At 66.3% G+C, this 14,534-nt stretch carries 14 protein-coding genes; 11 read left to right on the top strand and 3 right to left on the bottom strand.

The genetic code is table 11. The annotated features are described in order from the left end of the window. Positions 1–82: 82 nt before the first annotated feature. Entirely contained in the window at positions 83–1,303 is a 1,221-nt protein-coding gene (locus Ga0080574_RS11530) for an argininosuccinate synthase (protein WP_076699035.1), read from the bottom strand. Between the two features lie 132 nt (positions 1,304–1,435). Between Ga0080574_RS11530 and Ga0080574_RS11525 the strand changes: the two genes are divergently transcribed. Both Ga0080574_RS11525 and ilvA read left to right on the top strand, forming a co-directional pair. Further along, positions 1,436–2,176, top strand: a complete 741-nt coding sequence (locus Ga0080574_RS11525; RefSeq protein WP_076699032.1) for a hypothetical protein — start codon at positions 1,436–1,438, stop codon at positions 2,174–2,176. A gap of 37 nt (positions 2,177–2,213) precedes the next feature. After that, positions 2,214–3,440 (top strand): threonine ammonia-lyase IlvA, encoded by a 1,227-nt coding sequence (gene ilvA / locus Ga0080574_RS11520; protein ID WP_076699029.1) that lies wholly within the window; start codon positions 2,214–2,216, stop codon positions 3,438–3,440. A gap of 1 nt (position 3,441) precedes the next feature. On the opposite strand, the gene Ga0080574_RS11515 is transcribed toward ilvA, so the two are convergent. Beyond that, the gene (locus Ga0080574_RS11515) at positions 3,442–3,777 is read right to left on the bottom strand and encodes an Hpt domain-containing protein (protein WP_076699026.1); all 336 of its coding nucleotides are present in this window, start codon (positions 3,775–3,777) and stop codon (positions 3,442–3,444) included. Positions 3,778–3,921: 144 nt separating this feature from the next. Here Ga0080574_RS11515 and Ga0080574_RS11510 point away from each other — a divergent pair, with 144 nt between their 5' ends. Continuing rightward, positions 3,922–5,172, top strand: a complete 1,251-nt coding sequence (locus Ga0080574_RS11510) for a PP2C family protein-serine/threonine phosphatase (RefSeq protein ID WP_076699023.1) — start codon at positions 3,922–3,924, stop codon at positions 5,170–5,172. 1 nt (position 5,173) lies between these two features. Here the strand turns inward: Ga0080574_RS11510 and Ga0080574_RS11505 are convergent, their stop codons facing one another. Further along, positions 5,174–5,611, bottom strand: coding sequence for an NUDIX hydrolase (locus Ga0080574_RS11505; protein ID WP_076699020.1), 438 nt, complete (start codon positions 5,609–5,611; stop codon positions 5,174–5,176). Between the two features lie 76 nt (positions 5,612–5,687). Between Ga0080574_RS11505 and hslO the strand changes: the two genes are divergently transcribed. Genes hslO through Ga0080574_RS11465 form a run of 8 tightly spaced genes read left to right on the top strand, consistent with a single transcriptional unit; the run spans position 5,688 to position 14,515 of the window. Then, positions 5,688–6,665: an Hsp33 family molecular chaperone HslO gene (gene hslO / locus Ga0080574_RS11500; protein ID WP_076699017.1), complete on the top strand. Its 978-nt coding sequence runs from the start codon at positions 5,688–5,690 to the stop codon at positions 6,663–6,665. A 38-nt stretch (positions 6,666–6,703) separates the two neighbouring features. Beyond that, positions 6,704–7,267: a CoA pyrophosphatase gene (locus tag Ga0080574_RS11495; RefSeq protein WP_076705901.1), complete on the top strand. Its 564-nt coding sequence runs from the start codon at positions 6,704–6,706 to the stop codon at positions 7,265–7,267. Then, positions 7,264–8,412, top strand: a complete 1,149-nt coding sequence (locus tag Ga0080574_RS11490) for a CCA tRNA nucleotidyltransferase (protein WP_076699014.1) — start codon at positions 7,264–7,266, stop codon at positions 8,410–8,412. Before Ga0080574_RS11495 ends, Ga0080574_RS11490 begins: the two co-directional genes overlap by 4 nt. After that, positions 8,409–8,993, top strand: coding sequence for a LysE family translocator (locus Ga0080574_RS11485; protein WP_076699011.1), 585 nt, complete (start codon positions 8,409–8,411; stop codon positions 8,991–8,993). The genes Ga0080574_RS11490 and Ga0080574_RS11485 overlap by 4 nt, the downstream gene beginning before the upstream one ends. A 42-nt stretch (positions 8,994–9,035) precedes the next feature. Continuing rightward, positions 9,036–10,889, top strand: a complete 1,854-nt coding sequence (locus tag Ga0080574_RS11480; RefSeq protein ID WP_076699008.1) for an ABC transporter ATP-binding protein — start codon at positions 9,036–9,038, stop codon at positions 10,887–10,889. 29 nt (positions 10,890–10,918) lie between these two features. After that, on the top strand, positions 10,919–12,757 hold the full coding sequence (locus Ga0080574_RS11475; protein WP_076699005.1) for an ABC transporter ATP-binding protein: 1,839 nt from the start codon (positions 10,919–10,921) through the stop codon (positions 12,755–12,757). Then, positions 12,754–13,332 (top strand): P-loop NTPase family protein, encoded by a 579-nt coding sequence (locus Ga0080574_RS11470; protein WP_083716824.1) that lies wholly within the window; start codon positions 12,754–12,756, stop codon positions 13,330–13,332. The genes Ga0080574_RS11475 and Ga0080574_RS11470 overlap by 4 nt, the downstream gene beginning before the upstream one ends. Next, on the top strand, positions 13,292–14,515 hold the full coding sequence (locus Ga0080574_RS11465) for a class I SAM-dependent RNA methyltransferase (protein ID WP_076699002.1): 1,224 nt from the start codon (positions 13,292–13,294) through the stop codon (positions 14,513–14,515). Before Ga0080574_RS11470 ends, Ga0080574_RS11465 begins: the two co-directional genes overlap by 41 nt. The last annotated feature ends 19 nt before the right edge of the window (positions 14,516–14,534 follow it).

Here is a 14,534-nt window from a genome sequence, read left to right as displayed (position 1 = left end):
GAAAGCGCCCGGCTCTTCCATTGGCAAAAAATATCCCCGCCGGAGGCAAATCCGACGGGGACGCATTCGCAAGGCTGGAGGTTCAGCCCTTCAGGCGACGGTTCCGCGCGGCCAGCAGCTTCAGACGCAGTGCGTTGAGCTGGATGAAGCCCTTGGCGTCCTGCTGATCGTAGGCGCCGGCGTCTTCCTCGAAGGTCACATGTGCCTCGGAATAGAGCGAGTGATCCGACCAGCGGGCGACGGTGCGGGCGGAGCCCTTGTAGAGCTTCAGCCGCACGGTGCCGGTGACGTGTTCCTGCGATTTGTCGATCAGCGCCTGGAGCATCTCGCGCTCGGGCGAGAACCAGAAGCCATTATAGATCAGCTCCGCATAGCGCGGCATGATCGAATCCTTGAGGTGGCCGGCGCCGCTGTCGAGCGTGATCTGTTCGATGCCGCGATGCGCTTCGAGCAGGACGGTGCCGCCGGGCGTCTCGTAGATGCCGCGGGATTTCATGCCGACGAAGCGGTTCTCCACCAGATCCAGCACGCCGATGCCGTGCTTGCCGCCGAGCTCGTTGAGCTTGGTGAGGATCGTTGCGGGCGACATGGCCTCGCCGTTGATCGACACCGCGTCGCCTTTCTCGAACCCGATCTCGATGAATTCGGGCTCGTTCGGCGCCTGCTCCACCGGCACGGTGCGTTGCAGCACGTAATCTGGGGCCTGCTCGGCGGGGTTTTCCAAGACCTTGCCCTCAGACGAGGTGTGCAGCAGGTTGGCGTCGACCGAGAAGGGCGCCTCGCCGCGCTTGTCCTTGGCGATGGGGATCTGGTTTTTCTCGGCGAAGTCGATGAGCTTGGTGCGCGAGGTCAGATCCCAGAGCCGCCAGGGCGCGATCACCTTGATGTCGGGGTTGAGCGCATAGGCCGCCAGTTCGAACCGTACCTGGTCGTTGCCCTTGCCCGTCGCGCCATGGGCCACCGCGTCGGCGCCGGTCGCGGCGGCGATCTCGACCAGCCGTTTGGAGATCAGCGGGCGGGCGATGGAGGTGCCGAGCAGATAGAGCCCCTCGTAAAGCGCGTTGGCGCGGAACATCGGGAAGACGAAATCGCGCACGAATTCCTCGCGCAGATCCTCGATATAGATCTCCGACACGCCCAGCATCTCGGCCTTCTTGCGGGCGGGCTCGAGCTCCTCCCCCTGGCCGAGATCGGCGGTGAAGGTCACCACCTCGCAGCCATATTCCGTTTGCAGCCATTTCAGGATGATCGAGGTATCGAGGCCACCGGAATAGGCCAGGACAACTTTCTTGGGCGCGGACATCGGGCATTTCCTCACGTGAAATCTGGCAGGCGGGTTATAGCGTTTTGGCGTCAGGAGCAAGGATCGCCCGTTGACCGCCGGGCGCTGTGTGCTAGCCCTGCCGAAAGCATTGCTGAAAAGACGGGCGGGACGATGGGCTGGAAGATCTTTATGCACTCGGTGCGGATGGTGCTGGACAATCTCCAGGCGGCGCTGCGGATCTCGCTTCTGCTCTATCTGGTTCAGGTTGCATTGCAGGTCATGATCTTTTCCGGGGGCGGCGGTACGGTCGATCCGCAGGAGATCGCGGCGACCCCGGCAGCCGCCGGCAATCTCCTGATATTGCTGGTGTTTGCGGTACTGGCAAGCCTCTGGATCGCGGTCGGCTGGCACCGCTACGTGCTGACCGGAGAGATGCCCGCCGGCTGGCTGCCGCGCTGGCACGGTGCCGAGCTCGGCGCCTATCTTTGGCGCTCGATCATGATCGGGCTGGTGATCGGACTGGCACTGGTGACGATCGGTGCTGTCCTCGGGATAATGGTCATGGGGATCCCGAGCCTGGCCGGATTGCTGATCTTCGGCATGGCGGGGCTGGTGTCCTATGTGTTTTTCCGCACCGGCCTGATCCTGCCGGCGGCGGCGCTGGGCCAGACGCTGCGCATGCGCGACGCCTGGGAGGCGACGAAACAGGATGACAAGGCGATCCTGGTGCTGGCGCTGATCTCGATGGCGGCGCAGATCGTGATCGGGCTGCCAGCAATGATCGACGGCGACACCAGCTCCTTCATCAGCCTGATCTACCGCATCGTCGTCGACTGGTTCGTTATGATGTTCGGAATCTCGCTGCTGACCACGCTTTACGGCCATTTCATCGAGCGCCGGCGCATCGACTAGGCTTGCCTTGTCCGGAGCGATGCGCCAACTGTCGCGGATGGACAGCTTTCACGACAAGGCCCGCGCCGCAGCGGTGGCGATGCGCGGTGTCTTTCCCGAGACACCGCTTTTGCGCAACGCCCATCTGAGCGACCGCTTCGGCGCCGATGTCTGGCTCAAGCGCGAGGATCTCAGCCCGGTGCGCAGCTACAAGCTGCGAGGCGCCTTCAATGCCATGCGCAAGCGTCCGGAGGCGGAGCTTTTTGTTGCGGCGAGCGCCGGCAACCACGCGCAGGGCGTCGCCTATATGTGCCGCGAGTTCGGCAAGAAGGGCGTGATCTTCATGCCGGTGACCACGCCGGATCAGAAGATCCAGAAGACCCGGATGTTCGGCGGCGACGCGGTCGAGATCGTGATGACCGGCGATTATTTCGACGACACGCTGGCTGCCGCGCAGGCGTTCTGCGCCGAGAAGGGAGGGCATTTCCTGTCGCCCTTCGACGACGAGGACGTGATCGAGGGGCAGGCCAGCGTCGCGGTGGAGATCGAACAGCAGCTCGGTCACGCCCCTGATCACATGGTGATCCCGGTGGGCGGCGGCGGGCTCGGTTCCGGTGTGCTGAGCTATTTCGGAAATGACTGCCAATATACTTTTGTCGAGCCCACGGGCGGCGCCTGCCTGCGCGCCGCGCTGGCGGCGGGGCGGCCGGTGACGCTCGACACGGTCAACACCTTTGCCGATGGCGCGGCGGTGGCGCGGATCGGCGCGCGCACCTTCGAGCGGCTGAAGGGCGTGGGCCTCGCCAATACGCTGACGGTGAGCGAGGACCGGCTCTGCACCACCATGCTGGAGATGCTGAATGTCGAGGGTGTGGTGCTGGAGCCGGCGGGGGCGCTTTCGGTGGATGCGCTCAAGGATCTCGGCCAGTCGATTCGCGGTCGTACGGTGGTGTGCGTCACCTCTGGCGGCAATTTCGATTTCGAGCGGCTGCCCGAGGTCAAGGAACGGGCGCAGCGCTATTCCGGGGTGAAGAAGTATTTCATCCTGCGCCTGCCGCAGCGCCCCGGCGCGCTGAAGGATTTCCTGAACTTCCTCGGCCCCGAGGACGATATCACCCGGTTCGAATATCTGAAGAAATCGGCGCGCAATTTCGGGTCCGTGCTGCTCGGGATCGAAACGGTGGATCCGGCGAATTTCGAAACGCTGCTCGCCCGGCTGCACAGCCATGGCTACACGCTGCGCGACATCACCGATGACGAGTTGCTGGCGCAGTTCCTGATCTGAGTCAGGCGGCCAGCCGCTCCGGCAGCTCGCGCAGGAAAGCGGCGCGGCTGTCTTCGTAAAGCCGGACAATGGCGCCGAGATCCACCGCCTCCGGCGTGCCGGCGCGGGCGGCATATTCGCCCTCCTGACAGGCGCGGGCGAGCGAGTCGAAGCCGAGATTTAGGGCACTGCCCTTGAGGAAATGCAGCGCCGCCTCAAGCGCGGCGGGCTCTGTCGCCTCGTCGGGCAGATCGGCCAGCGCGCCCTCGACCTCTTTCAGAAACAGCGCCACGACCTCGTCGAAATCCTCCGCGCCGATTTCGTCATGCAGTTCTGACACCTGACTCCAGTCGATCATCGGGCACCTCCTGATCTTCAGAGCTAGGTCGGAAAAGTGAAAATTCCCTTTCTGTCTCCGCAGGCTACCGACAATTTTAGGCTAAAGGCTCCGTTAACGCAGGCTCGGTAAACCCGGCGTAACTGTCCGCCTGTAGGAGCCCGCTTGCATCCCGAAAGCGTCGATATCTCTGCCGCCTCCGCAGCGGCGCTGGTCCAGCGCGTGCTCGTGGTGGATGACAGCCTTGTGCAGCTCAAGATCCTGAGCGCCATGCTCACGCGCTGGGGGTTCGAGGTCTGGCAGGCGCAAAGCGGCGAGGAGGCGCTGGCGCTGTGCGAGACGGCGGCGCCCGATGCGGTGCTGTCGGACTGGATGATGCCGGGGATGGATGGGCTGGAATTCTGCCGGCGGTTCCGCGCGCTGGAGCATGACAGCTACAGCTACGGCTATTTCATCCTGCTCACCTCGAAGAGCGAGAAGGGAGAGATTGCGCGCGGCCTCGATGCCGGTGCCGATGATTTCCTGACCAAGCCGGTCAATGCCGATGAGTTGCGCGCCCGCATCAATGCCGGCGCCCGCATCCTGTCGATGCAGCGGCAGCTGAGCGACACGCTGGACCAGCTGCGCGCCGCCGCCGATGCCATTGACCGCGATCTGCGCCAGGCCCGCACCATCCAGGAGGCGCTGGTGCCCGAGCGCAGCCGCGATTACGGCGCGGCTGCGGTCAGCCTGCTGCTGAAACCCTGCGGCCATGTCGGCGGCGATCTGGTCGGCATGTTCAGCCCCGATGCCGCGGGGCTCGGCGTCTACAGCATCGACGTTTCGGGGCACGGCATCACCTCGGCGCTGATGACGGCGCGGGTGTCGGGTTATCTCGGCGGGGATTTCCCCGATCAGAACATCGCGTTGGAGCGGCGCGGCGCCGACCCCGTCTTCCGCCCGCCGGAGGAGGTGGCGGCGCGGCTCAACAACCGGCTCTCCGCCGATCCCGGGGTGCTGGATTATCTCACCATGGCCTATGTGACGGTGGATCTGGCCAGCGGCGTCGCCCGGATCGTGCAGGCCGGTCATCCGCCGCCGCTGCTCATCCGCGCCGATGGGAGCATGCGCTTTGTCGGCGAGGGCGGGCTGCCCATCGGCCTGATCAGCGATGTGCACTATGACCGGATCACGCTGGAGCTGGAGCCGGGGGATCGGCTGCTGCTCTATTCCGACGGCTTCACCGAGGCGCTGCTGAAGGACGGGCAGATGCTGGATCAGGACGGCTTGCAGCAGCTCGCGGGCCTCTGCCGTGCCGCGCGGGGGACGGAGTTTCTCGACGATCTCTATTGGCGTCTCAGCCAGATCACCCGGACGGGCACCAGCCTGGAGGATGACGTCTCCGCCGCGCTGGTCGAATACCGGGGTGTCGGCTAGGTCAGAGTATGTGGCGCCGCACGAAATCCCGGTCGCCGGGGTTGCCCAGCAGCTCCGCCGCCAGATCCGGCGCCATCCAGTGCGCGCTGTGCCCGGCCTCCGAGGGCGCGCCCAGCGGATAGACCGGATCGGCGCGGTAGATGATGCAGAGCTTTTCCGCCCAGAGGTCGTATTCCGGCATATAGGTAAAGCGCCGGAACACCCCCAGCCGCAGCGGCCGGGCGATGCGCCAGCCAGTCTCTTCGAACACCTCGCGATGCAGCGCGGCGAGGGGTGATTCGCCCGCGTCGATACCGCCTCCGGGCAGCTGGAATTCCGGCCAGGGCTCTTCCTGATGGGTCACCAGCAGGGCACCACCGCGCGGCAGGATCGCATAGGCGCCGGGCCGCAGCGTGTAGCGGCGCCCGGCTTCGGGCGGTTCTCCGTAACGAGCGATCATGCGGTTCCCCTTGGTTCCTGCGCCGTCCTGCCTTATATGCGCCGGTATGCCAATGCGCGGCAGATAAGGAAACCCCATGACCATCGGCAGCAAACTCGCCTGGGACGACACCGTCCTCCCGTTCCAACTCGACGTTTCGGACATCCGTGGCCGCATTGCGCGGCTCGACGGGGTGCTCAACGGCGTCCTGAGCCAGCACGACTACCCCGAACCGGTCGAGGCGCTGGTGGCCGAGATGGCGCTGCTCACGGCGCTGATCGGGCAGACGGTTAAGCTGCGCTGGAAGCTCTCGCTTCAGGTTCAGACGCGCGGCGCGGTGCGGATGATCGCCACCGATTATTTCGGCCCCGAGAAAGACGGGCAGCCGGCGCGCATCCGCGCCTATGCCAGTTTCGATGCCGAGAAGGTGACCAGCGACCCGGCCTTCGACCAGCTCGAAGAGGGCTATTTCGCGATCCTGATCGACCAGGGCAAGGGCACGACCCCCTATCAGGGCATCACGCCGCTGGCCGGCGGTTCGCTCGCGGCCTGTGCCGAGGCCTATTTCGCCCAGTCCGAGCAGCTGCCCACCCGTTTCGCGCTGAATTTCGGCAAGGTGATCGGGGCGGACGGCCAGGGCGAATGGCGCGCCGGCGGGCTGATGATCCAGACCATGCCCAAGGCCTCGCCTTTTGCACAGGGCGGCGGCTCGGGTGAGGACGGGCTGCTGCGGCCCGAGGATCTGGTGCAGGGCGACGAGGAAGAGAACTGGCGGCGGGTGAATTTCCACGTCGACACGGTGGACGAGCTGGAGCTGATCGGCCCCGATCTGCCGCCGACCGATCTTCTGGTCCGGTTATTTCACGAGGAACAGCCGCGGGTCTTCGACGCCCAGCCGGTGCGTTTCGGCTGCACCTGCTCCGAGGAGCGCGTGCGCAATTCGCTGTCGATCTATTCGGCGCGGGATATCGAGAAGATGACCACCGAAGAGGGCACGGTTACCGCCGATTGCCAGTTCTGCGGCGCGCATTACGTGCTCGACCCCGAGACCGTGGGGTTCGAGGCCAGAAAGTGAGCGTAACCGGGGATCAGATCGCAGCGCTGCGCCGGGCGATGGCCTGGGACGGCGCGGCGTCGTCCGATTTCGATCTGAACCCGGAAACGCTGCTGCCCGCCGGCCGCATTCTGCGCCCGGCGGGGGTGCTTGTGGCCTTTCTGCCCGGTGAGAACGGGCTCGAGCTGCTGCTGACCAAACGCTCGCCGCGGCTCAAGCACCATCCCGGCCAGATCGCCTTTCCCGGCGGCAAGGTCGATCCGGGCGATGACGGCCCGGTCGGCGCGTCGCTGCGCGAGGCGCGCGAAGAGGTCGGGCTGCCGCCGGAGAGCGTCGAGCTTCTGGGCACCCTGCCGCCGCATGAGACGGTGACCGGCTTCGAGATGACGCCGGTTCTGGGCCTTGTCAGAGACGATTTCACCGAAATTCCCGAGCCCGGCGAAGTGGCCGAGATCTTTCGCGTGCCCTTTGCCCATGTCACCGATCCGGCGCGCTTCATCGTGCAGCAGCGGCGCTGGCGCGGGCAGTGGCGGCGCTATTACACCGTGCCGTTCGGGCCTTACTACATCTGGGGCGCCACCGCGCGGATCCTGTGGGCGCTGAGCAAACGGATGGCGGCGTGACACGGGTGGGCGGAGACTGGCTGACCTGCGACTCCACGCAGGAAGTGCTGGCGATGCTCGAAGCCGGCGGCCACGTCGCCTATGCGGTCGGCGGCTGCGTGCGCAACGCGCTGATGGGGGTGCCGGTGGCCGATGTCGATATCGCCACCGATGCCCGGCCCGAGCGGGTGGTGCAGCTGGCGCAGGCGGCAGGGCTGAAACCGGTTCCGACCGGGATCGACCATGGCACGGTGACCGTGGTGTCCGAAGGGATCGGGCACGAGGTCACCACCTTTCGCGCCGATGTCGAGACTGACGGGCGCCGCGCGGTGGTGCGCTATTCCGACGATATCGCCGAGGACGCGGCGCGGCGGGATTTCACCATGAACGCGCTTTACGCCGATGCGCGCGGCACGCTGTTCGATCCGCTGGGCGGGCTGCCGGATCTGGAGGCGCGGCGCGTGCGTTTCATCCGCGATGCCGGCGAGCGCATCCGCGAGGACTACCTGCGCATCCTGCGCTTTTTCCGTTTCAGCGCCTGGTATGGCGACCCCGAGGCCGGGGTCGATGCCGAGGCGCTGGCAGGGATTGCCGCCAATCTCGACGGTCTCGAAACCCTCTCGCGCGAGCGGGTGGGGCAGGAGGTGACGCGGCTGCTCTCCGCGGCCGATCCGGCGCCCTCGGTTGGCGTGATGGAGCAGGTGGGCGTTCTGACCCGGGTGCTGCCCAATGCCACGACCCAGGCGCTGGCGCCGCTGATCACCGTCGAGGAGGCGCTGGGCCTTGCCGCCGATCCGATGCGGCGGCTGGCGGTTCTGGGCTATTTCGACGGCAAGGCGCTGCGCCTGTCGCGGGCGCGTCAACGGCAACTTGAGCTGTATCAGAGCCTGATTTCCGCCGATGCGGGCCCGGCGGAGATCGCTTATCGCCATGGCAGAGACATGGCCTGGGACATTGCCGCCCTGCGCGCCGCGAGCCTCTATATGCCGGTCGCGCCCGATACCGGCGCCGAGATCGCCAAGGGGCTGGGGGCGGTGTTTCCCGTGAAACCCCGCGATCTGATGCCGGATCTTCAGGGTCCGGCGCTGGGCGCGGCGCTGCGCCGGCTCGAGGCGCGGTGGATCGCCTCGGGCTTTGCGCTCAGCCGCGCCGAGCTGCTTGCATGACGCTCGATCCGCTTTACGGTTTTGTCTTCTTTGGCCTGTTCTCGCCCGGGCCGAACGTCATCCTGCTCACCGCCTCCGGCGCGCGGTTCGGCTTTCGTCCGACCCTGCCGCATCTCTTCGGTGTGGTGCTGGGGGTCGGGGTGACTGCCGGGCTCACCGGCCTCGGCATCGCCACGCTGCTGGCCCGCGCCCCGATGCTGGAGCTGGCGCTCAAGATCGCCGCGAGCCTCTGGATGCTCTACATGGCCTGGGGGCTCTGGACCGCCGACCGGCGCAAGCGCAAGGCCGAGCGCGAGCGGCCGATGACGCTGATCGAGGCGGCGCTGTTCCAATGGGTGAACCCCAAGGTCTGGGCGGTGGCACTGGCCGCGGCCTCCGCCTATCCCGGCCCCGGCGGCCCCTGGTCCGAGGCGCTGCGGCTGGGATCGGCGTTTTCCGGCCTGAACCTCGGCGTCTGCCTTTTCTGGACCAGCGCCGGCGCGCTGCTCACCTACCTGCTCACCACCCCCGCCGCCTGGCGAATTTTCACCCGGATCATGGCGATCGCGCTGGGCAGTTTTTCCGTCATGGTCTTCCTGTAAGGAATCGGAGAGACTGCGCGCCCGAGCGACAGGACGTCCGACATGTTCCGGTTTTTCGAAAACCTTGTAGACCCTTACACCCCCTACCCGCCGACGGATCACCCGCCGACGCGGCTGTTTGCGTTCCTGATGGACTACGCGCGCCCGTTCCGGCGTGTCTTCGTCTGGGCGGCGCTGCTCTCGGTGGCGGTGGCGGCGGTCGAGATCGGGCTGATCTGGGCCATGGGCTGGGTGGTCGACATCCTCGTCGGCGATCCGGCGGAGGTCTGGGAGGCGCATGGCGGCAAGCTGATCGCGCTGGGGCTCTTCATCCTGTTCCTGCGCCCGCTCTTGCAGGCATTGGACGTGCTGGTGCTGAACAACGGCATCATGCCGAATTTCGGCACGCTGATCCGCTGGCGCTCGCATGCGCAGGTGCTGCGCCAGTCGGTCGGCTGGTTCGAGAACGATTTCGCCGGGCGCATCGCCAACCGCATCATGCAGACGCCCCCGGCGGCGGGCGAGGCGGTGTTTCACGTCTTCGACGCGATCACCTTTTCGCTGGCCTATGTGCTGGGCGCGGCGGTGCTGCTGGGCGAAGCCGACCCGAGGCTGATGCTGCCGCTGATCCTGTGGCTGGGGCTTTATGCCTGGCTGATGCGCTGGACGGTCAAGCGCGTGGGTGCGGCGTCCAAGGCGGCGTCGGATGCGCGCAGCTTTGTCAACGGGCGCGTGGTGGATGCCTATACCAATATCCATTCGGTCAAGATGTTCGCGCAGGACGCGCAGGAGCTGGATTACGCCAAGGTGGCAATCGACCGTTCGCGCGAGACATTCCAGGCGGAAATGCGGCTCTATACCATCATGGATGTGGCTCTGGTCGCGCTCAACGGGCTGCTGATCGTCGGCGTCGTGGGCTGGGCGCTGCTGCTCTGGATGCAGGGCGCGGCGAGTGTCGGCGTGGTGGCCGCAGCGACGGCGCTGACGCTGCGGCTCAACGCCATGACCGGCTGGATCATGTGGGCGCTGACGACGTTTTTCCGCCAGCTCGGCGTGGTGGCCGAGGGGATGGAGACCATCGCCCAGCCCATCGCGCTGGTCGATGCGCCAAATGCGAAACCGCTGCGCTTTGAGAAGGGCGAGATCGTGCTCGACTGTCTCAGCCATCATTACGGGCGCGAAAGCGGCGGGCTCGACGATATTACGCTGACCATCGAACCGGGGGAAAAGATCGGGCTGGTGGGGCGCTCGGGCGCGGGGAAATCGACCCTCGTAAAGCTGCTTTTGCGGTTCTATGACGCCGAGAAGGGCCGCATTCTGATCGACGGTCAGGATATTTCAAAGGTCACCCAAGACAGCCTGCGCCGGCAGATCGGCATGGTTCAGCAGGACAGCGCCTTGCTGCACCGCTCGGTGCGCGAAAACCTGCTCTACGGGCGCCCGGATGCCAGCGAGGCGCAGGTGATCGCCGCCGCCAAACAGGCGCAGGCGCATGAATTCATCCTCAGCCTGCAAGACCCCGAAGGCCGCACCGGCTATGACGCCCATGTGGGCGAGCGCGGCGTGAAGCTTTCCGGCGGGCAGCGGCAGCGGATCGCGCTGGCGCGGGTGATCCTCAAGGATGCACCGATCCTTCTGCTCGACGAGGCTACCAGCGCGCTCGATTCCGAGGTCGAGGCGGCGATTCAGGATACGCTTTACGGCATGATGCAGGGCAAGACGGTGATCGCCATCGCACACCGCCTCTCGACCATTGCGCAGATGGACCGTATTCTCGTGCTCGACGGTGGCCGCATCGTCGAAGAGGGCAGCCACGACGTGCTTTTGTCGCAAGCCGGCCTATATGCAAAATTCTGGGCCCGGCAATCGGGAGGGTTTCTCGACCCCGACCTGCCTGCCGATCCGGAAGATACCTGAAACCACAGGCCAGACGACAAGGCATCGGAATGACTCTCTCCGACATTATCGACCCGTTTTCCCGCGCGCAGACACCGCCGCCCCGTACCCTCGGCCGTTTCGTGCTCTGGGCGCTCAAGGGCGCCTGGCCGGTGCTGATCCCGGCGGCTCTGCTATCCACATTGGGCGGCGCCTTCGAGGTGATCACCGCCAAACTTCTTGGCGATGTCATCGACAAAGCGCTGTCCAGCGACGCGCAGAGTGTCTTTGCCGATCACTGGCCGTTCCTGCTTTTCGCGGCGGCGTTCTTTGTGCTGGTGCGCCCGGTGACGGCGGGGCTGTCGGCCTTTGTGCAGTCGGTCATCATGCAGCCCAATGTGTTCAACCTGATCCTGAGCCGGGTGCACCGCTACACGCTGGGCCATTCCGTCACCTTCTTCGACAACGATTTCGCCGGGCGCATCTCGCAAAAGGAGATGCAGACGGCGCGGGCGCTGAACGACGTGATTTCCGAGGTGGTGCAGGCGATCCTCTTCGCGCTGGCCTCGGTCGCCGGCTCGCTGCTGCTGGTGGGCTCCATCGACTGGCGTATCGCCATCGGGCTGGTGCTCTGGGTCGGCGCCTATGCGCTGCTGCTGCGCTATTTCATGCCGCGTATCCGCAAACGGTCGCAGGCACGCGCCTCGGCCCGGGCCATGGTGACCGGGCAGCTTGTGGATACGGTGACCAATATCAAGACTGTCAAGCTCTTTGCCCATGACGAGTTCGAGGACCGCGCCGCGCTCGAGGCGATGTCGACCTATCGCGACCGGTTCATTTCCTTCGGCCATGTCGCCTCGGCCTTCCGCTTCTGGCTGATGACGCTGGCCGGCACGCTTCCCGTGGTGCTGATCGGCACCGCGCTGGCGTTCTGGAGCCAGGGGTTCGTCAGCGCCGGCGACATCGCCGCCACCGGTGCCGTGGCAATCCGGCTGAGCCAGATGACCGGCTGGGTCAGTTTCACGCTGATGGGGATCTACGCCAATGTCGGCGAGATCGAGGACGGGATCCGCACCATCACCCCCGCCCATACGCTGCTCGATGCGCCGGGCGCGGCGCCGCTGGAGGTCAGCGAGGGCCGCATCGAGTTCCGCGATGTGGGTTTTGCCTATGGCCGCGAATCCGGCGGGGTGGAGCATATCGCACTGGATATCCGGCCCGGCGAAAAGGTCGGCATCGTCGGTGCCTCCGGGGCGGGGAAATCCACCATGGTGGCGCTGCTCTTGCGGCTCTATGACGCCGAAAAGGGCGGGATTTTCATCGACGGGCAGAAAGTCTCCGAGGTGACGCAGGAGAGCCTGCGGCGGCAGATCGGCATGGTCACGCAGGAAACCGCGATGTTCAACCGCTCGGCGCTCGACAATATCCGCTATGGCCGGCCTGACGCGACCATGGAGGACGTGATCGCAGCGGCGGAGAAGGCCGAGGCGCATGAGTTCATTCTGGGCCTTCAGGACCATATGGGCCGCGAGGGCTATGAGGCGCATCTGGGCGAGCGCGGCGTGAAACTCTCCGGGGGGCAACGCCAGCGCATCGCGCTGGCCCGCGCCATCCTCAAGGACGCGCCGATCCTGGTGCTGGACGAGGCCACCAGCGCGCTCGATTCCGAGGTCGAGGCGTCGATCCAGTCGGCGCTGGAGCGGGTGATGGCGGGCAAGACGGTGCTGGCCGTGGCGCACCGGCTGTCGACTCTCTCCGAGATGGACCGGATCATCGTGCTCGATCACGGTCATATTGTCGAACAGGGCACCCATGACGCGCTGCTGGCGCAGGACGGGCTCTATGCGCGCTACTGGAACCGGCAGTCGGGCGGGTTCGTGAACCCCGAGGCCGAGGAGGCCGCCGAGTGAAACGTGTGATGATCCTCGGCCAGCCCGGCGCGGGGAAATCCACCCTCGCACGGCGGCTGGGGGCCCGCACCGGGCTGCCGGTGGTGCATATCGACCGCATCCACTGGAGCCCGGGCTGGGTCGAGCGCGCCATGCCGCAGAAGCTGCCGCTGATCCGCAGCGCCGAAGCGCAGGAAAGCTGGATCATCGAAGGCGGTCTGTCGGCCACCTATGACACGCGCCTTGCGCGGGCCGATACGCTGATCGTGCTGGATTTGCCGGTCTGGCTGCGGTTATGGCGGGTGTTGAAGCGGCGGTTCGAATATGCGGGCGGCCAGACCCGCCCGGATCTGCCGGAGAATTGTCCGGAACGTATTGATCCCGAGTTCCTGAAATGGATCTGGGATACGCGCCGGCTCAATGCCGAGAAGAACCGCGAAATGATTGCCAGGGCAGGGCCGGAGGTGACGGTATATCACCTGCGCTCGCCCCGCGCGGTGCGGCGCTTTCTGGCAGGTCTCGACGCGGGGCGCGTTTCGGGGCATGAGGCGGGCCATGGAACAGGTCACGATCGAACGGCTGGGGCATCAGGGTGACGGCATCGCGCCGGGCCCTGTCTTTGTGCCCGGCGCATTGCCCGGTGAATTGGTGGAAGGCGAGATCGCCGATGGCGTGATGGCGTCGCCGCGCATTCTCACACCGTCGGAGATGCGGGTGCGCGCACCCTGTCGCCATGCGAAAAGCTGCGGCGGTTGCCAGTTGCAGCATGCGCGCGACGATTTTGTCGAAGACTGGAAGACCGGCGTGGTGCGTCAGGCGCTGGCGGCGCATGCGCTGGAGACCGAGATCCGGCGCTGTCTCACTTCGAAACCGCAAAGCCGCCGCCGCGCCGCCTTTTCCGCGCGGCGCACCAAGAAAGGCGCGCTGGCCGGGTTCCACATGAAGGGCTCGGACGTGATCGTTTCGGTGCCCGACTGCCTGCTGGTCGATCCCAGGCTCGCCGCCGCGCTGCCATTGGTCGAGGCGCTGGCGGTGCTGGGCGCCAGCCGCAAGGGCGAGCTTTCGGTGCTGGCGACGGTGAGCCTCACCGGGCTCGACATCGCGGTGAGCGGCGGCAAGCCGCTGGACGCGGTGCTGCAATCCGAACTGGCGGAGCTGGCCCGCGCTCATGATGTGGCACGCATCGCCTGGGGCGACGAAGTGGCGCTGACCCGGCGGCCTGCGATCCAGCGCATGGGCGTCGCCGAGGTGGTGCCCCCGCCCGGCGCCTTCCTTCAGGCCACGCCCGGGGGCGAGGCGGCGTTGCTGGACGGTGTGCGCGAAATCGTCGGCGACGCGGCGCATGTGGTCGATCTTTTCGCCGGTTGCGGCACCTTCGCGCTGCCGCTGGCGGAGACCGCGCGGGTGCATGCGGTCGAGGGCGACAAGGCGATGACCGCGGCGCTCGACAAGGGGTGGCGCATGGCGCAGGGGCTGCGCCATGTCACCGCCGAGGCGCGCGATCTGTTCCGCAACCCGCTGCTGCCGGACGAGCTGGCGCGCTTCGACGCGGCGGTGATCGACCCGCCGCGCGCCGGTGCCGAGGCGCAGGTGGCCGAACTGGCCCGCGCCCGCGTACCGCGCATCGCCTATGTCTCGTGCAACCCGGTCACCTTTGCCCGCGATGCGGCGGCGCTGGATTACGCGGGCTATACGCTCGACTGGCTGCGCGTGGTCGATCAGTTCCGCTGGTCGACCCATATCGAGCTGGTCGCCTGCCTGACGCTCACGGATCGGTGAAATCGTGCCGCCGGCGGTT

The sequence above is a fragment of the Salipiger abyssi genome, assembly GCF_001975705.1.
Lineage (GTDB): Bacteria > Pseudomonadota > Alphaproteobacteria > Rhodobacterales > Rhodobacteraceae > Salipiger > Salipiger abyssi.
This window is presented reverse-complemented; position numbering and strand designations above follow the sequence as displayed.

Coding starts and splice junctions, on each gene's coding strand:
- Ga0080574_RS11530 (WP_076699035.1), bottom strand. CDS start 1,303: ATGTCCGCGCCCAAGAAAGTTGTCCTGGCCTATTCCGGTGGCCTCGAT.
- Ga0080574_RS11525 (WP_076699032.1), top strand. CDS start 1,436: ATGGGCTGGAAGATCTTTATGCACTCGGTGCGGATGGTGCTGGACAAT.
- ilvA (WP_076699029.1), top strand. CDS start 2,214: ATGGACAGCTTTCACGACAAGGCCCGCGCCGCAGCGGTGGCGATGCGC.
- Ga0080574_RS11515 (WP_076699026.1), bottom strand. CDS start 3,777: ATGATCGACTGGAGTCAGGTGTCAGAACTGCATGACGAAATCGGCGCG.
- Ga0080574_RS11505 (WP_076699020.1), bottom strand. CDS start 5,611: ATGATCGCTCGTTACGGAGAACCGCCCGAAGCCGGGCGCCGCTACACG.
- hslO (WP_076699017.1), top strand. CDS start 5,688: ATGACCATCGGCAGCAAACTCGCCTGGGACGACACCGTCCTCCCGTTC.
- Ga0080574_RS11495 (WP_076705901.1), top strand. CDS start 6,704: ATGGCCTGGGACGGCGCGGCGTCGTCCGATTTCGATCTGAACCCGGAA.
- Ga0080574_RS11485 (WP_076699011.1), top strand. CDS start 8,409: ATGACGCTCGATCCGCTTTACGGTTTTGTCTTCTTTGGCCTGTTCTCG.
- Ga0080574_RS11480 (WP_076699008.1), top strand. CDS start 9,036: ATGTTCCGGTTTTTCGAAAACCTTGTAGACCCTTACACCCCCTACCCG.
- Ga0080574_RS11475 (WP_076699005.1), top strand. CDS start 10,919: ATGACTCTCTCCGACATTATCGACCCGTTTTCCCGCGCGCAGACACCG.
- Ga0080574_RS11465 (WP_076699002.1), top strand. CDS start 13,292: ATGGAACAGGTCACGATCGAACGGCTGGGGCATCAGGGTGACGGCATC.